Origin of the sequence: Planctomonas psychrotolerans, assembly GCF_008642235.1 — a bacterium.
GTDB classification, from domain to species: domain Bacteria; phylum Actinomycetota; class Actinomycetes; order Actinomycetales; family Microbacteriaceae; genus Planctomonas; species Planctomonas psychrotolerans.
Window position 1 is genome coordinate 1,745,677 of the sequence record NZ_SJEV01000001.1, and the last position, 22,860, is coordinate 1,768,536.

21 protein-coding genes are annotated in these 22,860 nt (G+C 71.0%); 7 read left to right on the forward strand and 14 right to left on the reverse strand.

Features of this window, described 5'->3' with window-relative positions:
* Positions 1-36: 36 nt before the first annotated feature.
* Together EY822_RS07935 and EY822_RS07940 are read right to left on the reverse strand one after the other, a co-directional pair.
* Positions 37-1,608, reverse strand: a complete 1,572-nt coding sequence (locus tag EY822_RS07935) for an MFS transporter (protein WP_454824028.1) — start codon at positions 1,606-1,608, stop codon at positions 37-39.
* 143 nt (positions 1,609-1,751) lie between these two features.
* Positions 1,752-2,054, reverse strand: coding sequence for a Dabb family protein (locus EY822_RS07940; RefSeq protein WP_150307776.1), 303 nt, complete (start codon positions 2,052-2,054; stop codon positions 1,752-1,754).
* Positions 2,055-2,214: 160 nt separating this feature from the next.
* Between EY822_RS07940 and EY822_RS07945 the strand changes: the two genes are divergently transcribed.
* Both EY822_RS07945 and EY822_RS07950 read left to right on the forward strand, forming a co-directional pair.
* A complete protein-coding gene (locus EY822_RS07945; RefSeq protein WP_150307777.1) occupies positions 2,215-3,300 on the forward strand; it encodes an S-(hydroxymethyl)mycothiol dehydrogenase in 1,086 nt (361 codons plus the stop codon).
* Positions 3,300-3,929, forward strand: coding sequence for an MBL fold metallo-hydrolase (locus EY822_RS07950; protein WP_150307778.1), 630 nt, complete (start codon positions 3,300-3,302; stop codon positions 3,927-3,929). Before EY822_RS07945 ends, EY822_RS07950 begins: the two co-directional genes overlap by 1 nt.
* A gap of 200 nt (positions 3,930-4,129) precedes the next feature.
* Here EY822_RS07950 and EY822_RS07955 read toward each other — a convergent pair whose 3' ends face one another.
* Together EY822_RS07955 and EY822_RS07960 are read right to left on the reverse strand one after the other, a co-directional pair.
* A complete protein-coding gene (locus tag EY822_RS07955; protein WP_150307779.1) occupies positions 4,130-4,924 on the reverse strand; it encodes a DNA-formamidopyrimidine glycosylase family protein in 795 nt (264 codons plus the stop codon).
* On the reverse strand, positions 4,917-9,755 hold the full coding sequence (locus tag EY822_RS07960) for an Lhr family ATP-dependent helicase (RefSeq protein WP_150307780.1): 4,839 nt from the start codon (positions 9,753-9,755) through the stop codon (positions 4,917-4,919). Before EY822_RS07960 ends, EY822_RS07955 begins: the two co-directional genes overlap by 8 nt.
* 93 nt (positions 9,756-9,848) lie before the next feature.
* On the opposite strand from EY822_RS07960, the gene EY822_RS07965 reads away from it, so the two are divergent.
* Positions 9,849-10,373 (forward strand): ATP-binding protein, encoded by a 525-nt coding sequence (locus tag EY822_RS07965; RefSeq protein WP_150307781.1) that lies wholly within the window; start codon positions 9,849-9,851, stop codon positions 10,371-10,373.
* Positions 10,374-10,491: 118 nt separating this feature from the next.
* Here EY822_RS07965 and EY822_RS07970 read toward each other — a convergent pair whose 3' ends face one another.
* The 4 genes from EY822_RS07970 to EY822_RS07985 all read right to left on the reverse strand — a co-directional run bounded on the left by EY822_RS07970 (position 10,492) and on the right by EY822_RS07985 (position 13,898).
* Positions 10,492-11,085, reverse strand: a complete 594-nt coding sequence (locus EY822_RS07970; RefSeq protein WP_150307782.1) for a DUF305 domain-containing protein — start codon at positions 11,083-11,085, stop codon at positions 10,492-10,494.
* Positions 11,086-11,183: 98 nt separating this feature from the next.
* Positions 11,184-11,762 carry a hypothetical protein gene (locus tag EY822_RS07975; protein WP_150307783.1) on the reverse strand — a complete coding sequence of 193 codons (579 nt, stop codon included), beginning with the start codon at positions 11,760-11,762 and terminating at the stop codon, positions 11,184-11,186.
* A gap of 74 nt (positions 11,763-11,836) precedes the next feature.
* Positions 11,837-12,535, reverse strand: coding sequence for a potassium channel family protein (locus tag EY822_RS07980; RefSeq protein WP_227497130.1), 699 nt, complete (start codon positions 12,533-12,535; stop codon positions 11,837-11,839).
* Positions 12,528-13,898: a TrkH family potassium uptake protein gene (locus EY822_RS07985; RefSeq protein WP_406610122.1), complete on the reverse strand. Its 1,371-nt coding sequence runs from the start codon at positions 13,896-13,898 to the stop codon at positions 12,528-12,530. Before EY822_RS07985 ends, EY822_RS07980 begins: the two co-directional genes overlap by 8 nt.
* Before the next feature lie 170 nt (positions 13,899-14,068).
* Between EY822_RS07985 and EY822_RS07990 the strand changes: the two genes are divergently transcribed.
* A complete protein-coding gene (locus EY822_RS07990) occupies positions 14,069-15,346 on the forward strand; it encodes a glycosyltransferase (RefSeq protein WP_150307784.1) in 1,278 nt (425 codons plus the stop codon).
* 37 nt (positions 15,347-15,383) lie between these two features.
* Positions 15,384-16,058 (forward strand): cation diffusion facilitator family transporter, encoded by a 675-nt coding sequence (locus EY822_RS07995; RefSeq protein ID WP_150308833.1) that lies wholly within the window; start codon positions 15,384-15,386, stop codon positions 16,056-16,058.
* 42 nt (positions 16,059-16,100) lie between these two features.
* On the opposite strand, the gene EY822_RS08000 is transcribed toward EY822_RS07995, so the two are convergent.
* From EY822_RS08000 to EY822_RS08020, 6 genes are all read right to left on the reverse strand, one after another.
* Positions 16,101-17,489 (reverse strand): TrkH family potassium uptake protein, encoded by a 1,389-nt coding sequence (locus EY822_RS08000; protein WP_150307785.1) that lies wholly within the window; start codon positions 17,487-17,489, stop codon positions 16,101-16,103.
* Between the two features lie 23 nt (positions 17,490-17,512).
* Positions 17,513-17,650, reverse strand: a complete 138-nt coding sequence (locus tag EY822_RS15400) for a hypothetical protein (protein ID WP_227497131.1) — start codon at positions 17,648-17,650, stop codon at positions 17,513-17,515.
* 97 nt (positions 17,651-17,747) lie between these two features.
* Positions 17,748-18,395 carry an alpha/beta hydrolase gene (locus EY822_RS08005; RefSeq protein WP_150307786.1) on the reverse strand — a complete coding sequence of 216 codons (648 nt, stop codon included), beginning with the start codon at positions 18,393-18,395 and terminating at the stop codon, positions 17,748-17,750.
* A 124-nt stretch (positions 18,396-18,519) separates the two neighbouring features.
* A complete protein-coding gene (eda, locus tag EY822_RS08010) occupies positions 18,520-19,158 on the reverse strand; it encodes a bifunctional 4-hydroxy-2-oxoglutarate aldolase/2-dehydro-3-deoxy-phosphogluconate aldolase (RefSeq protein ID WP_227497132.1) in 639 nt (212 codons plus the stop codon).
* A complete protein-coding gene (locus tag EY822_RS08015; protein WP_150307788.1) occupies positions 19,155-19,928 on the reverse strand; it encodes an SDR family oxidoreductase in 774 nt (257 codons plus the stop codon). Before EY822_RS08015 ends, eda begins: the two co-directional genes overlap by 4 nt.
* Positions 19,925-20,950, reverse strand: a complete 1,026-nt coding sequence (locus EY822_RS08020) for a zinc-dependent alcohol dehydrogenase (protein WP_150307789.1) — start codon at positions 20,948-20,950, stop codon at positions 19,925-19,927. The genes EY822_RS08015 and EY822_RS08020 overlap by 4 nt, the downstream gene beginning before the upstream one ends.
* A gap of 30 nt (positions 20,951-20,980) precedes the next feature.
* Between EY822_RS08020 and EY822_RS08025 the strand changes: the two genes are divergently transcribed.
* The gene (locus tag EY822_RS08025) at positions 20,981-21,979 is read left to right on the forward strand and encodes an aldo/keto reductase (protein ID WP_150307790.1); all 999 of its coding nucleotides are present in this window, start codon (positions 20,981-20,983) and stop codon (positions 21,977-21,979) included.
* On the forward strand, positions 21,976-22,836 hold the full coding sequence (locus EY822_RS08030) for an amidohydrolase family protein (RefSeq protein ID WP_227497133.1): 861 nt from the start codon (positions 21,976-21,978) through the stop codon (positions 22,834-22,836). Before EY822_RS08025 ends, EY822_RS08030 begins: the two co-directional genes overlap by 4 nt.
* Positions 22,837-22,860: the final 24 nt, after the last annotated feature.

Below are 22,860 nucleotides of genomic sequence, written 5' to 3' on the forward strand. Positions count from 1 at the left end.
GCTACTGAGCCCACGCGTGTCATGCGCGGCAGAGTGTCAGGGGAGCGGGTTCAGCGCGTCGTATCGCCGGAACGACCCCTGCACCCGCACCAGCACCGCCACGGAGGCGATGATGGCGAGCCCGCCGAGCAGCGGCGGGAACCACAGCGCCGCCGTCACCGCGAGGATGCCGACGTACATGTCGCCGACACGCGGCCCACCCGTCACGACGACGGTGAACACGCCCTGCAGGCGTCCTCGCATGTGGTCGGGGACGGCGGACTGCAGCATCGTCTGGCGGAAGATGCTGCTGATGTTGTCGGCGGCGCCGGCTCCTGCGAGCAGCACGGCGGCGAGCACCACGGCGGTCACGTTCATGTCGCCGACGGCGGCGGAGACCGAGCCGAAGGCGCCGGTGGACATCACCGCGAGGAGCGCTCCGAAACCGAGGATGAAACCGCCGTAGACCAGGATCGCCCGCTCGATCGCCACCCCCTGCATCCGCACATGCCCGGTGCGACCGGAGAAGAGGCTGCTCGCCAGCGCGCCGACCGCCACCGCCGCGGTGAGGATGCCGACCGTCACCGCGCCGCCGCCCAGTACGAGCGTGGCCACGGCGGGGAACACCACGCGCGGGTTGCCGAACGTCATGGCGAGGATGTCGACCAGGAACGACATGCGGATGTTCGGAGCGGTGCGCAGGAACGCGAAGCCGTAACGCAGCGACGCGAGTCCCGGGCGGTGCACCTCACCCTCCGGTGGCAGCCGGGGCAGCGAGAGGATCCCCACGAAGGCCGCGAGGAACAGCACGACGTCGATCGTGTAGGTCCAGGCGAAGCCGACCGTGGCGATGAGCACACCCGCGACGGCCGGTCCGACGGTCACCATGATGCCTCCGGAGATGCCGGTGAGGGCGGACGCGGCGGGCAGCAGGCGCCGCGGGAGGATGCGCGGGAAGATCGCGAATCGCACCGTGCCCACGACGGTGGCGGCCACCGCGTTCAACGTGGTGAGCAGGTAGAAGGGCCACACCACGTCGACCGAGAACCAGGCGAGGCCGGCGAGCCCGATGGTCGACCCCCAGGCGGCGACGGCGGCGATGAACGCGACGCGCCGCCGGTCGAACGCGTCCGCCAGCATGCCGCCGTAGAGACCGAAGATGATCATCGGGATCAGCGCGAACGCGCCCACGAGCGACACGGCGAACGTGGACCGGGTGATGTCGTAGATGTGCAGGCCGACGGCCACGATGGTCATCTGGCTGCCGATGCCGGAGATGGCGGCACCGAGCCACAGTCGAGCGAAGGCGGGGCTCTCCCGCAGCGGCGACAGGTCGACGAGGTGGCTGCGCTTCCCGGTGCGCGGCGGGTGGGCGGGGTCGGTCGCAGCGGTGTCGGCAGCGGAGTCGACGGCATCGTTCACGGCAGCATCGGTGCCCGGGGCGGTGTGGATGTCGGTGCTGATGTTGTCGGTGCCGCCGCTCAGGGCATCGTCCGCGGTGGGCCGTAGGTCATCGTCCGCGGGGCGGTGCGAGTCATCGCCTGCAGCCGAGTGCGGGTCGTCGTCCGTGGCACGGCGGGAGAAACCATCGTCCGGCTCGCTGCGCTGGTGCCCGTCGGAGGAATTCACTGGACCTATTCTCCCCGACTTCGGGAGCCCGTGCTGACGCGCACCGGTCAGCCTTGTGGCGGGCGTGCCCACAGCTGCTCCAGAGGCGGCTCCGGACGTGCGCGGAGTGGGTGCCCGGCGATGGGGCTCCCGGGCGGGTGCGGCTATCGAGCGGGGTCGTACGGCACGTAATCGATCTCAAGGAAGTCCGTCACCTCGGGGAGCCACCGGTTCTGCACGAATGCCTGATGATCGGGGTGCTCGTTGTAGGCGTCGTACGCGGCCTGGTCGGCGAACTCCATCGACAGCCCGAAGCGGTAGTCGTTCTTCGCCCCCACCTGTCGCAACGCCTCGAAGTTCGAGATGCCGGGGATGGTGCGCAGGCTGCTTGCGGTTTCGAGGAACTCGGCCTCTTCCTCCGACCCCTCGGCGTGGGACAGGCGGAACACGACGGTGTGACGAATCATCCGATCACCCTAGCGCGCGGCGCCCCCACTCCCGGCGGGTTCCCGGCGGGCGGGGCGGTGCCGCGTCGGGATACAGCCGCTTCGGGCGCCGCTCGGCATCCGATCGTGGTCGAATGGAGGGGCAGGGCCGACGGACCCGCGGCCGCGAGAGGAACAGTACATGGTGCACAAGGTTTCGGCTGTCGTCGTTCGAGCGAAGGATGCGCCGGTGTCGGTGGAGACGATCCTCGTGCCGGATCCCGGTCCCGGTGAGGCGCTCGTCGACATCCTCACCTGCGGCGTCTGCCACACCGACCTGCACTACAAGCAGGGCGGCATCAACGACGACTTCCCGTTCCTGCTCGGCCATGAGGCGACCGGCGTCGTCTCCGCGGTCGGACCCGACGTGACCAACGTGGTTCCCGGCGACCGCGTCATCCTCAACTGGCGTGCGGTGTGCGGCGAGTGCCGCGCGTGCCGCCGCGGCGAGCCGCAGTACTGCTTCAACACGGCGAACGCCACGCAGAAGATGACCCTCGAGGATGGCACGGAACTCTCGCCCGCCCTCGGCATCGGGGCGTTCGCGGAGAAGACGCTGGTGGCATCCGGGCAGTGCACGAAGGTCGACGAGGATGTCGATCCCGCCGCCGTCGGACTGCTCGGCTGCGGCGTCATGGCCGGCATCGGCGCCGCACTCAACACCGGAAACGTGCGCCGCGGCGACTCGGTCGCCGTGATCGGCTGCGGTGGCGTGGGCATCGCGGCCATCGCGGGCGCCAAGCTGGCGGGGGCGACCACGATCATCGCCGTCGACATCGACCCGCGAAAGGTCGAGCTGGCGCGCACGCTCGGCGCCACCCACGGCATCAACTCGCGCGACGACGACCCGGTGGAGGCCATCCGCGCGCTCACCGACGGGAACGGCGCGAACGTGGTGATCGACGCGGTCGGCCGCCCCGAGACCTACCGCCAGGCGTTCTACGCCCGCGACCTCGCCGGCACGGTGGTGCTCGTGGGAGTGCCGACCCCCGACATGACGATCGAGCTGCCGCTGCTCGACGTGTTCGGTCGTGGCGGTTCCCTCAAGTCGTCCTGGTACGGCGACTGCCTGCCCTCGCGCGACTTCCCGATGCTGGTGAGCCACTACCGCCAGGGCAACCTCGACCTCGACGCCTTCGTCTCGGAGCGCATCGGACTCGGTGACATCGAGGCCGCGTTCGACCGCATGAAAGAGGGCACCGTGCTGCGATCGGTGGTGGAACTCTGATGGCCGCGCGCGTGGAGCACCTCGTCACCTCGGGCACGTTCTCGCTCGACGGAGGCACCTGGGACGTCGACAACAACGTGTGGATCGTGGGCGACGACCGCGAGGTGATCGTGATCGACCCCGCTCACGACGCCCGGGCCGTTGCGGATGCGGTGGGCGACCGCCGTGTCGTCGCCATCCTGCTGACGCACGCGCACGACGACCACATCCGTGCCGTGGGCCAGTTCCGCGAGCTCGTGGACGCCCCCGTGCTGCTGAACCCCGCCGACCGGATGCTGTGGGACGCCGTGTACCCCGACACCGCCCCCGACGCGGAGGTCGCCGATGGCGACACATTCGCGATCGCCGGTACGACGCTCGAGGCGCTGCACACCCCCGGACACTCCCCGGGATCCACCTGCTACCTGCTGGCTGACGAGGGCACCGTCTTCTCCGGCGACACGCTGTTCGCCGGCGGGCCGGGGGCCACCGGGCGCTCCTACAGCGACTTTCCGACGATCATCGCGTCGATCCGCGACAGCCTGCTGACGCTGCCCGCCGACACCGTGGTGCGCACGGGTCACGGTGACTCGACCACCGTCGGCGCGGAGGCGCCGCACATCGAGGAGTGGATCGCCCGCGGGCACTGACCGTGCGTCGTGCGGTCCCCGCGCCCTGAGCCCGAGCGGTCTTTGAGCGCCCACGGTCCCTGAGCTCGTCGAAGGGACGCTGGGTGCGTACTGCGGTCCCGGAGATCCACGGTCCCTGAGCTCGTCGAAGGGACGTTCCCGCGCCTCATGCCCCTTCGACGGGCTCAGGGACCGCCCTTCGACGGGCTCAGGGACCAATGTCAGGTCTGGCAGCGCGGGCACCAGTAGACGACGCGATCCTGCGCGCCCTGACCGGGACGCACCGGGTCGCCGAGGTCGGCGCGCTCGATGGGCGTGCCGCAGCGGCGGCACGGCTTGCCCTTGCGGCCGTACACATAGGTCATGCGGCCGGGGCGCAGGTCGCCGGTGAGGGTGCGCTCGATCCGGTCCTTGTTCGCGACGATCACGCGGCGCGACAGGTCGACGAGGCCGGGCAGGTCGGGCACGTCGCGCACCGGTCGGGTGGGCAGCAGGCCGCGCACGAAGCACAGCTCGGCGCGGTACACGTTGCCGAGGCCGGCGAGGTTGCGCTGGTCGAGGAGCGCCAGGCCGATGGCCCGGTCGGGGTCAGCGGACATGCGGCGGAGCGCCTCGTCGGCATCCCAGTCCGGGCCGAGCAGGTCGGGTCCGAGGTGCCCGACCACGGTGTGCTCATCCTCGCGCGCCACGACCTCCACCACGCCCAGCGCGAAGCCGACGGTCGACCAGTCGGCGTTGTCGAGCAGGATGCGCGCCTCGAACGCGGGGCGCTTCCAGCGCGACCCGTGCCCGTAGATGTGCCACGACCCCTCCATCTTCAGGTGGGTGTGGATGCTGTGGTCGCCCACCCGGGTGAGCAGGTGCTTGCCTACGCTCACGACCTCGTGCACGGTCTCGCCGGTGAAGTCCACCGTCGCGAACTTCGGCACGCGGATGTCGCACCGGGTGAGCACGGTGCCCGCCATCACCTCGTTGAGGTGCTTGGCGGTGCGGTAGACGGTATCGCCCTCAGGCACGCATCCTCAATCCTCGGGGGGTGGCCAGGAATCCGGCGTCCTGCAGCGCGTCGCCGAGCGGCGTGCCCAGCACGAAGTCGCCGTTCGCCTTCTCGACCGCGAGCTTGTCCACGCCACCCGAACGCACGAGTCCGGCGAGGGCCGCGGATGCGAGGCGGAGCGTGGGTTCGTCGTCGCGGAACGCGAGCACCGACTTTCCGCCACGCTCCACGTACAGGGCGAGCTCGCCCTCGACCAGGACCACCAGGGCACCCGCCTTGCGGCCCGGTCGATGCCCGGTCGCAGAACCCGCGGACCCGGTCGAGCTGGGCGCGCGCGGAGGACTGCCCGGCGCGGCGGGAGCGGTCGGCACCTCACCGGCCAGGCTCTGCCCCGACGCCTCCGGGAGCGCGTCGGCGTCGGCGTCCGCCGCAGCCCCACTGCCCGGCCAGGGCAGCGCGGCGCCGTACGGGTTGGCCGGGTCGGTCGCGGCCAGCGCGATCGCGGTGGGTGCGGGTGCCGGCAGGGTGGGATCGCGCGTGAACGACCGGAGCCGATCGATGGTGCCGCCGGTGGAGAACTGGGCGGCTCCGAGCTTCTCGATGAAGTAGCCGCGCCGTGCGCGCCCCGACTCCTCGAACCCGCTCAGCACCTTGTACGCGAGGGCGAAGCCGCCGGGGACGCGCTCGGTGGCGACCGACCCGCGCGTCACCACACCGTAGCGTTCGAGCAGGGTCTCCGCGGTGGCGTGCGCGCGCACGGTGGCATCGGTCTCGGCGAGCGGCACGATCGACCAGCGTCCACCGGCGGTGGGCGGCCCGCCCCGCGTGGGCATGTTCGGCCGCGCATATGCTCGCCCACGGTACATGCGCGCACGCGGTGTGCGCGTCGGTGCGCGATGTGCGGTCTTGCCTCCGCCGAGCAGTGCGCGCAGCGGCGAGAACGTGTCGTTGGTCACGAGTCCCGCCCAGACGAGGTCCCACAGCGCGGTCACGAGCGCGGTGTCGTCGGTCGAGCCCACCGCATCCGACAGCTGGCGGAAGAAGTACGCGCCGCCCGAGCCGAGGGTGGTGAGCACCTCGCGCTCGAGCTCGGTGGTGTCGTGCTCGGCGGGTTCGGGCAGCGTCACCGGAACCGTGTCGGCGAGGTGGAGGGTGACCCACCCGTCGTTGCCGGGCAGGCTGCCCGCTCCGGTCCACAGCACCTCGCCGGTCGAGGTCAGCTCGTCGAGCATGCTGGGTGCGTAGTCGCGCACCCGCACCTTCAGCACGAGGCTCTCCCACGCGGATGCCGGGATGGGCACGCCCGCGAGCTGGTCGATCACCGTGAGCACGCCGTCGATTCCGCGGAGGTTCGACCCGACGTGCTGCCAGGCGGGCAGGAATCGGCCGAACGCGTCGGGCGACACCGGCTCGACCTCGTGCCGGAGCGCGGCGAGCGAACGGCTGCGCAGCCGGCGCAGCACCTCCACATCGCACCACTCGCTGCCGGTCGCGCCCGGCCGGAACTCGCCCTCGACCACCCGGCGTTCGCCGGAGAGGCGGCGCAGCGTGTCGAGCACCACCGCGGTGCCGAGGCCCAGGCGCTCCGCGGCGGATGCGACGGTGAAGGGCGCGTGGGTGCGGGCGAAGCGGCCGACGAGGTCGCCCAGCGGGTCGGCCACCGGTTCGACGAAGGCGGTGGGGGTGCCGATGGGCAGCGGAACGCCGAGGGCGTCGCGCAGACGGCTGGCGTCCTCGATGGCGCTCCACCACTCGCGGTTGGCGAAGGTGACGCGGAGCGCACGTCGGCTCGCCACGAGCTGGTCGAGCCAGCCCGCGGATTCGGCGGCGTGCTCGTTCTCCACCCGGGCGGCCACCTCCTCGGCGGTGAGCGGGCCGAGCATCCGGAGCAGATCGGCGACGCCCTCGATGTCGCGCGCGCGACGATCGTCGGCGAGGCGCTGCAGCTCGAGTTCGGTGCGCTCGATCACGGCGGCGTCGAGCAGCTCCCGCAGCTCGGCGCGACCCAGCAGCTCGGACAGCAGCCCGGTGTCGAGCGAGAGCGCGGCCGCGCGGCGCTCGGCGAGCGGGCTGTCGCCCTCGTACATGAACGCGCCCACGTAGCTGAAGAGCAGGCTCCGGGCGAAGGGGGACGCGATGGTCGTGGTGGTCTCGACGATGCGGATGCGGCGCGACTGCAGCTGGCGGGCGAGATCGGTGAGTGCGGGCAGGTCGTAGACGTCCTGCAGCACCTCGCGGATGGTCTCCAGCACGATGGGAAAGGTGGGGTACTTGCGCGCCACGTCGAGCAACTGCGCGGCCCGCTGCCGCTGCTGCCACAGCGGTGACCGCCTCCCCGGGTTGTAGCGGGGGAGGAGCAGCGCCCGCGCGGCGCACTCGCGGAATCGCGAGGCGAACAGCGCCGACCCGCCCACCTCCGCGGTGACGATCGCGTCGATCTCCTCGGGCTCGAACACGAACAGCTCGGCGCTCGGCGGCTCGCCGTCGGTGTCGGGGATGCGCACCACGATTCCGTCGTCGCTCGCCATCGTCGCGCCGTCGAGCCCGAAGCGCTCGCTCACCCGCGCTCCGATCGCGAGCGCCCACGGCGCGTGCACCTGCATGCCGTACGGCGAGTGCAGCACCACCCGCCAGTCACCCAGCTCGTCGCGGAAGCGCTCGACCACGAGGGTGCGGTCGGTGGGCACGTGGCCGGTGGCCGCCTTCTGATCGTCGAGGAACGCGATGAGGTTGTTCGTCGCCCGGGTGTCGAGACCCACCGCGGTCGCCCGCTCGCGCGCGGCATCCGGTGCGGCGCCCGACAGCTCGCGCACGAACGCGCCGATCGCCCGGCCGAGTTCCATGGGCCGGCCGAGGCCGTCGCCCTTCCAGAACGGCAGGCGCCCGGGCTCACCGAAGGCGGGCGTGACCAGCACGCGGTCGTGGGTGATCTCCTGGATGCGCCAGCTGGTGGCCCCGAGGGCGAACACGTCGCCCACGCGGGACTCGTAGACCATCTCCTCGTCGAGCTCGCCCACGCGGTTGCCGGCACCGCCCGGTTTGCCGGGATCGCCACCCACCATGAACACGCCGAAGAGTCCGCGGTCGGGGATGGTGCCGCCCGAGGTGACGGCGAGGCGCTGGGCGCCGGGGCGCCCGGTGATGGTGTTGGCGTCGCGGTCCCAGACGATGCGGGGGCGCAGCTCGGCGAACTCGTCGCTCGGGTACCGCCCGGCGAGGAGGTCGAGGGTCGCCTCGTACGCGGACCGGGGCAGCGCGGCGAACGGCGCGCACCGGCGCACCGTGTCGAACCACTCGTCCACATCGAGGGTGTCGAGTGCTGTCGCCGCGACGGTCTGCTGGGCGAGCACGTCGAGCGGGTTGGCGGGCACGCGCAGGGACTCGATGGCGCCCTGCGTCATCCGCTCGGCCGTGACCGCGGAGTGGATGAGGTCGGCGCGATGCTTGGGGAAGATCACACCGCGCGAGACCTCGCCGACCTGGTGACCGGCGCGCCCGACGCGTTGCAGACCGCTGGCGACGGACGGCGGGGACTCCACCTGCACCACGAGGTCCACGTCGCCCATGTCGATCCCCAGCTCGAGGCTCGACGTGGCCACCACGCAGCGCAGCCTGCCGGACTTCAGGTCGTCCTCGATGATCGCCCGTTGCTCCTTCGACACGGAACCGTGGTGCGAGCGTGCGAGCAGCGGGTCGACACCGGCGGTGAGACCCGCCTGCCCCATGAGGGCGGCCGGCAGGCGCGCGGGCGATGCGTCGCGTCCCGTCGACGTCGGTCCCTCAGCCTGTCGAAGGGAGGACCGCGATCCCGTTTCCCGGGCTTGCTGGAGGGACGCGGCCCCGACGAGCGTCGACTCGCTCTCGTCCGGGACGGCACCGGTCCCCTCGGCGTCCGCGCTCTCGGCGGCTGCCGCAGCCATTTCCATGCGTTCGACGTAGATCTCGTTCAGCCGCGCCGTGAGGCGCTCGCTCAGGCGCCGCGAGTTCGCGAACACGATCGACGACCGGTGGCTGAGCACGAGGTCGACGATCCCCTCCTCCACATGCGGCCAAATCGAGCCCTGCTTCTCGGCACCGGCGGCCGAGCCCTCGGTGGGCGCCGAGGTGCCGAGTTCGGTCATGTCGTCGACGGGAACGACGACCCGCAGGTCGAACTTCTTGGTGGAGGTCGGCGCGACGATCGTGACGGGCGCGCGCCCGCCCAGGAACCGCGCCACCTCCTCGTGCGGCCGCACCGTGGCGGACAGGCCGATGCGCTGCGCCGGCTTGTCGAGCAGTGCGTCGAGTCGTTCGAGGGACAGCGCGAGATGGGTGCCGCGCTTGGTAGCGGCGACCGCGTGCACCTCGTCCACGATCACGGTCTCCACACCGAGCAGCGTCTCCCTGGCCGCCGACGTGAGCATGAGGAAGAGCGACTCGGGCGTGGTGATCAGGATGTCGGGCGGCGCCTTGGACAGCGCGCGACGGTCGGCCTGCGGGGTGTCGCCGGAGCGCACGCCGACGGTCACGGCGGGCGGATCGGCACCGAGGCGTTTCGCGGTCTGCGTGATGCCCACGAGGGGGGAGCGAAGGTTGCGCTCGACGTCGACGGCCAGCGCCTTCAGCGGAGAGATGTAGAGCACCCGCGTGCGCCGGACCGGATCCTCCGGCGCGGGCGACGACGCCAACCGGTCGATGGCCCAGAGGAACGCGGCGAGCGTCTTACCGGAGCCGGTCGGAGCCACGACGAGCGCGTGCGCCCCCTTCGACGTGGCCTCCCATGCGCCGATCTGCGCCTCGGTGGGCGCGGGAAAGGCCCCGCCGAACCATTCACGGGTGGCGGGGGAGAAGCGTTCGAGCACGGTGCTCATCGGTTACATCCTTGCCCCAACCACCGACATTCGCGCGCCACGCCGTTCGCCGGACGCGAGGCGGATGCCCCCGAGCGGCCCTAACGTGACGTTATGCCGCGACTCATCGTGCTCACCGGTCCCATGGCGGCCGGGAAGAACGCGACCGCCGATGCGCTGGCGCACCTGCTGGTGTCGCGCGGGCGCACGGTCGTGGTCGCGGACGTCGATGAGGTCGCGGCGATGGTGGCGGAACCCGGAGCGGCCTCGGCCGGACTCTGGTTCGCCGCGCACGAGGCCCACGGTGCTCTCGTCGGGCGATGGCTGCGTTCCGCGGTGGATTACGTCGTGGTCGTCGGACCGATCTACTCGCCCGAGGAGCAGGCGGCACTGACCGACCAGCTGCCTCCCGGCACCGTGCCGCTCTGGGTGGTCATCGACGCTCCGGTGGAGGTGACGCTCGCGCGCGCGCAGGTGCAGCCCGGGCGGGGCCGCTCGCGCGAGCCCGACTTCCACGCCGCCGCGCATGCTCGCTTCCGCGCACTGCTCCCGCACATCCCCGCCGCCCGGCGGTTCGACTCCACCGAACGCAGCGCCGACGAGATCGCCTCCGCCGTGGCCGACCTGGCTGGGAACTGAGGGAGCGACACCGGCTGTGGGCGACCGTCGGCGGCCGTCGGCGCCCTCGCGGGAGCGGAGGGGCGGACCGGCTGTTCCCGATCCGCCCCTGGGAAGCGTCCCCGGGGCACGCGCCGGTCTAGCGCGTGGTGAGGAGCTCCTGCATGGTGTCGATCTCGGCCTGCTGGCTGGTGATCATCTCGTTCGCGAGCGCGATGGCGTCGGCGTTCTCTCCGCCGTCCACCTCGGTTTCCGCCATGTCGATGGCACCCTCGTGGTGGATGATCATGTTCTCGAGGAACAGGCGTTCCGCTTCGGCGCCGGTGGCGGCGTCCAGGCGGGCCATCTGATTGTTCGACATCATGCCTTCCATCGGATGGTGCATGTCGCCCATGCCGTCGAGGGGCTCCGCCTCCCACTCGTCCAGCCAGGCCGTCAGCTGATCGATCTCCGGACCCTGAGCGTCGGCGATCTGCGTCGCCAGGTCGGTGACGTCCGTGCTGATGTCGTCCTTGGCGAGGATCATGTCGCTCATCTCGATGGCCTGACTGTGGTGCGGGATCATCATCTGCGCGAACATGACGTCCGTGTCGTTGAACGACGTGGCAACGTCCTCCGCTGCGGGGGCGGAGTCCGATCCGCCGCTGGTGGGTTCGCCAGCGGGCGCGCAGCCGCTCAGGGCGAGGGCGGCGGCGAGCGCGAGCCCGCCGAGGGTCACTGAACTGTTCTTCATGAGTACTGGTCCTTCTGTTGCTATCCGACTGGATTCTCCGCGAGCGGCCCCGTGGCCGCCGCGGGCGTGCGCATCCCCGGGGGGATCGGCGTCGGGAATCAGATGCGGAAGACGGAGAGCAGCGTCAGCGAGGGTGGGCGCGGCGGCTCCGCGCTTCGCGAGCCGACCTGCGGTGGGAGCGGCGGTGCGACGAGATGGCCCGCCACGGGCGGCATCCGCGCATCGAGCTGCAGCATCGGAATGGCGGTGATCTCCGCACATGCCACGGCCGCGGCGCAACAGTGGGGCCCGGTATGGCCCGCGCAGTGTTCGGTGCCGAGCCCTTCGCCTCCACCGGCCGCGGTCCACGACGCGGCGGAGACGTTCCGAGGTGGTGCGACGCTCGCGGCGTGAGCGGCGGCACCACTCGCGGCGACGGCGGCGGCGGCGTGCGAATGCGACGAGTGCGAATGCTGCGACGAGGGCGCATCCCCGGTCGGCTGGGCGTGTCCGCCGACAGTCGTGGCGGACGCGTGGCTCTCGTGCGACGCATGCGCCGTTCCGTGAACGGGGTCGGCCATGGCGTGCACCGCGCCCAGTCCGAGGACGAGGATCACCAGCGTCGCGATCGCGAGCATCCACCTGTCGATGCGCCGCCAGGCGGGCGCCGAGGAAGAAGGGCCGGGGAAAGCGGACACGGCGAACTCCTTTCCGGTGGACCAGGGAGGCTCCCCGACGCTACCTCATCGGGCCGAGAGCCCGACCGGCCGCGTCACTGCAGCTGGCTGAACGCCTCGACCTTCTTCGTCTGCCCGGCGATCAGCACGATGTCCCCCGGTTCGAGCACCGTGTCGACCGTCGTGTACTTCCAGCCGGCGCCGGGTCGCTCGAACGCCGTGACGGTCACGCCGTGCGTCGCGCGGATCTTCGACTCACCGAGAGGCATACCGATCACGGCGCGCGGGGGCACCGTCTTGACGAGGGCGAAGTCGTCGCCGACCTCGATGTAGTCCTGCATGGCGCCGCGCACGAGGTGGGCGACGCGCTGACCCATGTCCTTCTCCGGATAGATGACGTGGTGCACGCCCAGCCGGTCGAGGATCTCGCCGTGCGGGTCGCTGACCGCCTTCGCCCAGATGTTCGGGATGTTCAGCTTGAGCAGCAGCGACGCGGTGAGGATGCTCGCCTGGATGTCGCTGCCGATCGCCACGACCACGCGATCGAACTCCGGCACGGCGAGCTGGCGCAGCACCTCCTCCTTGGTGGAGTCGGCCCGCACCACGTGGGTGAGCAGACCGTTGTGGTTCTGCACGGTGTCCTCCCGCGCATCGATGCCCAGCACCTCGGTGCCGCTCGCCATGAGCTCGAGGGCCAGGGCGCTGCCGAATCGGCCGAGCCCGATGACGGCGACCGAGTCCGCTTCGGCGATTCGAGTCGGCTGCGACGAGCCGAAGAGGGCGAAGTTAGCCAATGATGGGCCTTTCCTGCGGGAGTTCGTAGGTGATCCGGCGGTCGCGGAGCGCGAGAGCGGAAGCGAAGGTGATCGGGCCGAGCCGGCCGATGAACATCAGCACGATGAGGATGAGCTGGCCGGCCGCGGGGATATCGGCGGTGATCCCGGTGGACATCCCCACGGTGCTGAATGCGGAGAGAACCTCGAACAGGATCCGGTCCAGTCCGATGTCGGTGATGAGCATCAGGGCAGCCGTTGCCGCGACGACCACACCCATCGCGAGAAGAACGACCGTGATGGCCTCCCGGTGCACGGACCGCGGGAGCCGCTTGCCGAAGACGTTCACGGCGCGCTCCCCGCGCACCTCGGTCATCAGGATGAAGAGCAGTACCGCGAAGGTCGTGATCTTGATGCCGCCGGCGGTTCCCGCCGGACCGCCGCCGATGAGCATCAGCGCGTCCATTCCCAGCCAGCTGACCGGGTCCATCGCGCCCACGTCGATGCTGTTGAACCCCGCGGTGCGCGTCTGCACGGACTGGAAGAATCCCACGAGGAGCTTGCTCGGCCAGTCGAGCGGACCGAGGGTTCTCGGGTTCGACCACTCGACCGCGGTGATGTACGCCGTTCCGGCGACGAGGAGGACGACCGTGCCCACCAGCACGATGCGGGTGTTCATCGTCCACTTGATCGGGCGTCGAAGGTGCCGCCGCAACTGCACGATCACCGGGAAGCCGAGCCCGCCGAGGATGATCGCCGCACAGATCGGCAGGCAGATGAACGGGTCGGTCGCGTACGACATGAAGCTGTCGCTGAAGAGCGCGAAGCCGGCGTTGTTGAAGGACGACACCGAGTGGAAGACTCCCAGCCACAGCGCCCGACCGAACGGCTCGCCGTACCCGATCGCGAATCGCAGGGTCAGCAGCACGGCCACGACCGCCTCGATGAGAAGCGAGATGGTGGCGACACCGAGGAGCAGGCCCTTCACATCCTCCAGGCCGATGCTCTTCGCCTCGGCGACCGCGTTCAGCTTCGACCGCAGGGACAGCTTGCGCAGAACCGCGAGGCCGATCACCGACGCGAAGGTCATGATGCCGAATCCGCCGATCTGAACGAGCACCAGGATGACGACGTGGCCGAAGGGCGTCCAGTACGTCGGCGTATCGACGATGATGTGCCCGGTGACGCACACCGCCGAGGTCGCGGTGAACAGCGCCTCGAGAAACGTCGCTCCGCCGGCGCCGGCTTTGGCGTTCGGCAGCATCAGCAGGCCGGTGCCGATGAGGATGGCTCCGGCGAACCCTCCGGCGACTATTTGCGAGGTGTGAAAGCGGGTTCGTCGGTGGCCGGTACCGTGCTGGATCGGCCGTACTGCGAGATGCACCCGCTCACACTACGCCGCAGTGCACGCGGTTGGCGCCACCGCGCGGAGGAGAAGTTTCCGGTTCCTTTCCCCGCGGGAATTCCCTCCTTGTGCGTCACCCGCGGGCGTCGCGGATGCGGTCGGTGGCGTGCGGCGATTCGGCGCCCAGTCGGCGACGTTAACATTTGCTCATGCCCCCCTTTCCTTCCGTTCTGCGCGTCGCGCTCGTCTGCCTGCACACGTCGCCGGGCGACGAGCCGGGAGCCGGCGACGCGGGCGGCATGAACGTCGTGGTGCTGAAACAGGGCGAGGCCATGGCGTCGCTCGGCCACGAGGTGGAGATCGTGACGCGGCGATCCTCACCCGAGCAGCCGGACGAGCAGCGGCTCGGCGAGGGGCTCACCCTGCGGTTCCTCGACGCCGGACCGCCGGAGCCCATGCCCAAGGGAGTCCACGAGGCGTACATCGACGAGTTCCGGGCACGACTCGACGCGTGCGGCCCCTACGACATCGTGCACTCGCACCACTGGTTCTCCGGCATGGCCGCGCTGCCGTACGCCCGACTGCACGGGGTGCCCCACGTGCAGAGCTTCCACAGCATCGCGGCGCACGAGTCGACTCCGCTGTCGTCGGGCGAACGCCCGGAATCGGCGGGGCGGATGGCCGGCGAGGCGTGGCTCGCACAGGAGTCCGACGCGGTGGTGACCGCCAGCGAGGCGGAGGCCGACACGGTGGTGCAGCGACTCGGCGGCACGGCGGACCGGGTGTCGGTCGTGCTGCCCGGGGTGGACGGGGAACTCTTCCACCCGGCGGAGGAGACGCCGGGGAACAGCGGCCGGTACGCGCTCGTCGCGGGTCGCCTGCAGCCTCTGAAAGGCTTCGACCTCGCGATCCGCGCGATCGCGGCGGTGCCTCCCGCCGTGCGCCCCGAGCTCCTCATCGCCGGTGACGTGTCCGCCGACTACGCCGGATACGTCGACGAGCTGAGGGCGATCGCCACCGAGCACGGGATCGACGGAGGGGTCCGGTTCCTCGGCCCCCGAGCCCGTCAGGATCTCGCAGGCCTGCTTCGCGAGGCATCGATCGTGCTGGTGCCCTCGCATTCGGAGACGTACGGGCTGGTGGCTCTCGAGGCGGCCGCGAGCGGCGTGCCCGTCGTCGCCGCGGCATCCGGCGGACTGCAGGAAGCCGTCGTCGACGGTCGGACCGGTGTCGTGCTCGGGTCGCGGGATCCGGAGGTGTGGGGCGAGGCGATCCGGCGCATCCTCGCCGACCCGGAGGTTGCGCGGGAACTCGCGTCGGCGGGCCGGGAGCACGCACTGCAGCTCGACTGGACGCGTTCCGCCCGGCGCCTCCTCGCCGTGTACGACACGGTGCTCGGCGCCGATCGGGAACGCGAGGAGGCATTCGATTCCGACGGCTCGCCCGACCCGCGAGCGCGGGCGTTGAACGGGTGCGGTCGTGCCTGAGCACCGGCAGATTCAGCACGAGCCGGTGGACGCGGGCCTGTCCGGTGAACGGTCCGGCTGTCCCGACCCCGTCCGGCGGGGCGTCCTGCGGCGCCGCATCCGCATCATCGTCGCGATCACCATCGGGTACAACGTGGTCGAGGCGGTCATCGCCCTCGCCGCGGGCGCCATCGCCTCATCTGCCGCGTTGATCGGATTCGGACTCGACTCGATCGTCGAGGTGCTCTCCGCCGCCGCGATCGCCTGGCAGTTCTCCGCCCCCGATCCCGAGAAGCGCGAACGGGTTGCCCTCCGGATCATCGCGTTCTCGTTCTTCGGCCTCGCCGCCTACGTCACCGTCGACGCGGGGCTGTCGCTGCTCGGCTTCCGGGACCCGCAGCACAGCCCGGTGGGGATCGCGCTCGCCGCGGTGAGCCTGGCCGTCATGCCGTTCCTCAGCTGGATCGAGCGCCGCACGGGCCGGGAGCTGGGTTCCGCCTCCGCGGTCGCGGACTCGAAGCAGACCCTGATCTGCGCCTACCTGTCGGCAGCAGTGCTCGTGGGGCTCGTGCTCAACGCGCTGTTCGGCTGGGCCTCTGCCGACTCGGTCGCCGCGTTGGTCATCGCCGGATTCGCAGTGCGCGAGGGGATGGAGGCGTGGAAGGGCGACACCTGCGCGATGCCCGTGACGGCGCTCACCGGTGACCGTGCCGTCGAGCCGGACTGCTGCTGACCCCGACCGCTGCTGAGGACGACCGACCCGCCGTATCGTGCGCTACCCGATGACCGGGCGCTCGTCGGGGTACCGGAACAGGATGTTGCGGTGCCGGATGGCGAGCGCGGAGGCGAGTCCGATGGGCCCGACGCGTCCGGCGAACATCAGGGCGGCGAGCACGTACTTGCCCATGGGCGGCAGCTCTTCGCTTAACCCGACGCTGAGTCCGCAGGTCGCGAACGCCGAGATCACCTCGAACAGGATCCGGTCGAGCGGGGCGGTGCTCACGGTCATGATGAGGCCGGTGGCGAGCAGCACGAGCGTGGCACCGAGGAACGTGACACTGATCGCGATCCGGAGCGCCGTCTCGGGAATGGTGCGTCCGAAGATCATGATGTTCTTGTCGCCGCGGGCCTCCGCGACGATGGCGAGGAACAGCAGCGCGATGGTCGTGACCTTGATGCCCCCCGCCGTGGAGGCCGAGCCGCCGCCGACGAACATCAGCGCGTCGGTCGCCAGCAGCGTGGCGGGCAGTGATTCCGCCGGATCGATGATGCTGAAGCCGCCCGACCGGGTCATCGTGGAGGCGAAGAGCGCGTTGTAGATCTTCTCCCACACCGACATCGATCCGATCGTGTCGGGATTCGACCACTCGAACGCGCCCCAGATGATCGTCCCCACCACCAGCAGGATGGTGGACACCACGATCGTCAGCTTGGTGTGCAGATTCCATCGGTGCCAGTGCAGGCGCTGCACCATGAGGATCATGAACACCGGGAAGCCGAGGCTGCCCACGAAGACCCCGACCGCGATGGGCACGAGGATGAGCGGGTCGGTCCGGAAGTCGGAGAGGCCGTCGGCGTGGGTCACGAAGCCCGCGTTGTTGAAGGAGGAGACCGCGTAGAAGACGCCGTGCCAGATGCCCTCCCGCCAGCCCTCGACGGCGATGAACCGCGGGACGAGGAACACGGCGAGCACCGCCTCGACCACCAGCGTCGTCACGATGACGATGCGGAGGAGCGAACCGACCTCACCGAGATTGCCCGTGCTGATGCCCTGCTGCGCCAGCAGCCGACCCCGCACCCCGAGGTTGCGGGTGACGGCACGGGCGAGGAGCAGGGCGATGGTCACGATACCGAGGCCACCGGCTTGGATGCCGAGCAGAATGACGACCTGCCCGAAGAACGACCAGTGCAGCGCGGTGTTCACGGTGACGAGTCCGGTGACGGTGACGGCCGACACCGCGGTGAACATCGAGTCCGCGAGCGGGGTGGGCCGCCCGTCGGCCGCCGCGATCGGCAGGCTGAGCAGTGCGGTGAAGGCGAGGACGACGGCCCCGAACACGAGCAGTGCCAGGAGCGCGGGAGAACTGGCGGGGAACTGCGCCACCGCACGCACCCGTGCGGGAAGGGAGCGGCGGAGTGCGCTCGGCAGCCTGCTCTCGCTCATCGGAGTCCCGGATTCGCCATCGGTCAGCCGCGCATGCCGCACATCGGGGCGGCGACGGCGGTGCGGGCGCTGCGTGCGTCGGCGGCGTCCCCGGAACGACGGCGGGCCACGGGCGATGGGTTCGCGGGCGGGCCGGACAGCGGTGTTCCGAGGGTGGTCACACTCCATTCTGAAGGACGGGCGACGGGAGAGAACAATTCGGGGGCGCCGGGCCCCCCGCGGAACACCTGGGTTCGCTGTTCGCGGATGGGCGGGTCGCTAGCCGTGCTCGCGGATGAAGGCACCGATCTCGGCGATCTCGGCGGGAGAGACCCCGTGGGCGAGGTCCTCGTAGATGCGCTCGGTGAGCGTGCTGTGTCCGGGCAGCCAGTCGCGGGTGCGCTCCACCGCATCCGCCGGGATCACGGTGTCCACGGTGCCGCGTCCCCAGAACACCGGCGTTCGGATGTCGGTGAGGGCACGATCGGACTCCAGCTCCGGGCCGACCAGGAAGCCGGACAGTTGCACGGCGTAGGCGAACCGGGTGGGCGCGAGCCGTAACAGCTGCAACGCGATCGCGCCGCCCTGCGAGAATCCGAGCAACCCCACCGACGGCGACCTCGGCAGGGTGTCGAGCCAGGCGAGTACGCCTCGGGCCGCCGCGTTCGCGCGCTCCATCGGAACGGCCCCGTGGCGGCCCCCCGAGGTCGGGAACCACGCGTGACCACCCCCATCGACGAGCGGCGCCCGCACCGAGGCGATCACCGGATTCAGCGGAAGGTAGGGCGCGAGGCCGAAGAGGTCGCCCTCGTGCGAGCCGTAACCGTGCAGGAGCACGAGCAGCGGACGGATGGCGACCTCCCGGCTCGATGCCGACCAGAGCACCGCCTCGGCGTCGAGGGGGAGCACGTCGGGAATGTCGTCCATCCGTCCATCCTTGCGCCTGCGACCGGAACGCGCGGCCGTGCGGCGTCAGAACGGGGCGGCGTCACACCGGGATCGCGTCGCACCGGGATCGCGTCGCACCGGGACCGAGGCACACCGGGCGGCGTCACACCGGGATCGAGGCGATGGCGTCGGCGCTGGCTCGCGCGATACCCGTCCAGTCGCCCGCGGCGATCGCTTTGCGCGACGCCATCCAGCTGCCGCTGACCGCGAAGACGGCGGGCGACGCCAGATACGCGGCGGCGTTCGCCGCGGTGACGCCCCCGCTCGGCAGAAAGCGCACCGCGGGGAAGGGGCCGCGGAGCGCTTCGATCATCGGCAGTCCTCCCGCCTGCTCCGCGGGAAAGAACTTCACCCGGTCGAGACCGGACTTCGCTGCGCGCTGCAGTTCGGTCGCCGTGGCGACTCCCGGGAGGGCCACGACGCCGCGGTCCGCAGCGCGGGCGATCACCTCGTCGTCCCAGCCCGGGCTGACCACGTACCGGGCGCCGGCATCGACCGCCCGGTCGACGTCGGATGCCGTCAGCACCGTGCCGGCACCCACGACGAAGTCGGGGAACGCGGCCGAGATGCGGCCGATCGCAGCGAGCCCGGCGTCCGTGCGCAGGGTGATCTCGGCGGTGCGGATGCCTCCCGCCGACAGTGCCGCCGCCAGGTCGGGGCCGTGCGCCGCATCGTCGAGCACGATCACGGGCACGATGGGGATGCCGTCGAGCACGTCCGCCGCCGCGGTTCCGGCCGTCATCGGCCGAGCCATCCGCCATCCACGGGAAGCACGATACCCGAGACGTAGTCCGACGCGGGAGATGCGAGGAACACCGTCGCTCCGCCGAGGTCGGACGCGGAGCCCCAACGACCGGCCGGGATGCGCGCGAGGATCGACGCCGAACGTTCGGGGTCGTCGCGCAGCGCCTGCGTGTTGTCGGTGGCGATGTACCCGGGGGCGATCGCGTTCACCGTCACGCCGTGCACCGCCCACTCGTTGGCGAGCGCCTTGGTGAGGCCGGCGATGGCTGACTTCGCCGCCGCGTATCCGGGCACGTTGATGCCGCCCTGGAAGCTCAGGAGGCTCGCGGTGAAGATGATCTTGCCCGCACCACGGGCCAGCATGGGGCGCGCGAGCAGCTGGGTGAGGGCGAACTGGCTGCTGAGGTCCACCTCGAGCACCCGGTCCCACAGCTCGAGCGGATGCTCCGCGGCAGGGGCGCGCTCGATGGTGCCGGCGTTGTTGACGAGGATGTCGACACCGCGGCTCGCGAGCTCCTCGCCGAGAGCGAGCACGGCGGCCCGGTCGGCGAAGTCCACCGCCCGCGCCTCGAACGCGCGGCCGTGGGCGGTGACCGCCGCCTCGATGGCGCTGCCGGTCGGCTCGAGCGTGGCGCTCACACCGATGACGTCGGCCCCGGCGGCCGCCAGCGCCTCCGCCATCGCGAAGCCGATGCCGCGCTTCGCACCGGTCACGACCGCGAGGCGGCCGGCCAGATCGAAGGCGGCCGGTCCGGACAGGCCGCTCATGCGCCGGCCGTCCGCACGTCGATGAGGATCTTCATGGCCCGTCCGGCTTCGAGGTCGGCGAAGGCGGCCTGGGTGTCGGCGAGCGGCACGATCCGGGTGATCAGCAGGTCGGCCGGGATGTCGCCTGCGGCGAGCAGGTCGACGGCGGTCTCGAAGTCGACGCGCTGGTAGACCCGGGCGCCGAGGATCGACAGCTCGCGCCAGAACACGCGTTGCAGGTTGATCTCCCGGGGTGTCGGATGGATGGCGACCACGACGATGGTGCCGCGCACCTTGGCGAGGTCGGTGGCCCCGAGCACCGCCGCGGCGGCCCCCGACACCTCGAACACGACGTCGGCGCCTGCGCCGCCCGTCCACTCCTCCACCCAGGCCACCTGATCGACGGCACGCGGGTCGAGGGTTGCGAAGCCGAGTTCCTCGACCTGCGCCCTCCGAGCTTCGTCGACCTCCGCGACGACCACCTCTCCGCCGAAGCGCCGGGCCACGGTGGCGATGAGCACGCCGATGGGTCCACCACCGATCACGACCACTTTCTCACCACCGGAGATTCCGGCGCGACGCACGTCGTGCACGGCGACGGCGACGGGTTCGACCAGCGCGGCATGGTCGAGCCGCAGTTCGGCGGGCAGGGCGACGAGCGTGGCGGCGGGAACGTTCCAGAGCTCCTGAAGCGCGCCGGGGGAGTCGATGCCCAGGAAGTCGAGGTTCTGGCAGATGTGCGAGTTGCCCGCGAGGCAGGCGGGGCAGGTGCCGTCCCAGTCGAGCGGCATGACGGTGACCGGGTCGCCGACGGCCCAACTCTCGACACCGTCGCCCACCGCGGCGATGGTGCCGCTCATCTCGTGACCGAACACGAGCGGCATGGACACTCGGGCGTCCATGTGCCCGTGCATGATGTGGAGGTCGGTGCCGCACAGCCCGGTGTAGGCCACGGCGATCTGCACCTCGCCCGCCGCGGGCGGGATGGGATCTGCCGTGGCTTCGCGGACCGCGCCGCCGCCGATGTACGTCGCTGTACGCATGGGTGCTCCAAGAGGTGTGATGTACTATGAATGCTATCAGCCGGGATCTCAACGAGGAGGCACGACATCCGAACGCGACCTGCACCGCGCGGCCTGCAGCTCACCGAGATCGGCCTGGGAGCCGCACAGTTCGGCAATCTGAACAAGGCAACCACGGACGAGGCATCCGCCGCCGCCGTGGACACCGCCTGGAGTCTCGGAGTGCGGTACTTCGACACCGCCCCGCACTACGGCGTGGGAGTGTCGGAGCGACGCCTCGGCGCGGCTCTCCGCGGCCGGAAACGCGACGACTACGTGCTCTCCACCAAGGTCGGCCGCCTGCTCGAACCTACGCCCGATCGCGCCGCGGCGGGCGACCTCGACGGTCACGGCTTCATCACCCCCGCGACGCACCGCCGGCAGTGGGACTTCAGCCGGGACGGCGTGCTCCGCTCCGTGGAGGAGAGTCTCACGCGGCTCGGCCTCGACCGCATCGACATCGCCTACCTGCACGATCCGGACGACCACTGGGAGGCCGCCTCGACCTCCGGGATCGCGGCACTGATCGAACTCCGCGACGAGGGCGTCGTGCGGGCGATCGGCGCGGGCATGAACCAGTCGGCGATGCTCGCCGAGTTCGTGCGCCGATCCGACGTCGACATCGTCATGCTCGCGGGGCGCTACACGCTGCTCGACCGTTCCGCGACCGAGGACCTGCTGCCTCTTGCGGAGGAGCGCGGAGTGGCGGTGGTGGCGGCCGCCGTGTACAACTCCGGGCTGCTCAGCCGCGCCGAGGTGCCCGCGGATGCCCGCTTCGACTACCAGCAGGCGCCGCCCGAGCTGATCGAGCGCGCCCGGGCCATGGCGGCCCTCTGCTCGAGGCACGGAGTCACGCTGCCGGATGCCGCGGTGCAGTTCCCCCTGCGACACCCCGCGGTGGCGTCCGTCGTGGTCGGCACCCGCACCGCGGAGCAGGTCGCCTCCAGCGTCGCGCGGGCCGCCACCGTCATCCCCGAGGAGCTGTGGGCGGAACTCGAGGCGCTGTCGTGATCCTCGACGCGCACCAGCACGTCTGGGATCTCGACCGGGCGGACTACCCGTGGCTGGGCCCGGGCATGGGCGACCTGCACCGCACCGTGGGCTTCGATGAACTCGCGCCCACACTCCGGGCGCTCGGTGTCGATGGCACCGTGCTCGTGCAGGCCGCCGACAACGCGGCGGACACGACACTGATGCTCGATGTCGCGGCTCGGCACCCCGAGGTGGTCGGAGTGGTGGCGTGGGCCCCCCTCGACCGCCCCGACGAGCTTCCCGCGCACCTCGACGAGCTGACCCGCTCGTCCCTCGTGGTCGGTGTCCGCACCCTCATCCACGAACGGGAACCGGACTGGCTCGCCGCACCGCACGTCGATCGCGGCCTGGGCATCCTCGCCGACGCATTGCTCCCCTTCGATTTCGTGACCTCAGGGCCCCGAGCGCTCGCCGAGCTGCCCGCCATCGGCCGCCGGCACCCCGACCTCCGCATCGTGATCGACCACCTCGGCAAACCGCCGATCGGCGGCGGGTCGGCGGAGCGCGCGGAGTGGCGTTCGCTCCTCACCGAGGCGGCGGCCAACCCGCTCACCGTCGCCAAGCTGTCCGGGCTCTACTCCAGCGTCGGCGACCTCGCGTCATGGACGCCCGACGGTATCCGCCCCTTCGTCGACGACGCCCTCGAGGTGTTCGGCGCCGAGCGGCTGATGTACGGCGGCGACTGGCCGATCTCGCTGCTGGCCGGCGGCTACGAGCGCACGTGGCGGGCCATGACCGGCATCGTCGATACGCTGTCCCCCACCGAGCAGGGCGCCATCCTCGGCGGCACCGCACAGGACTTCTACCGCATTCCACCGACGGGAGCACGCCGATGAGCATCAGCCGGAGTACACGATCGA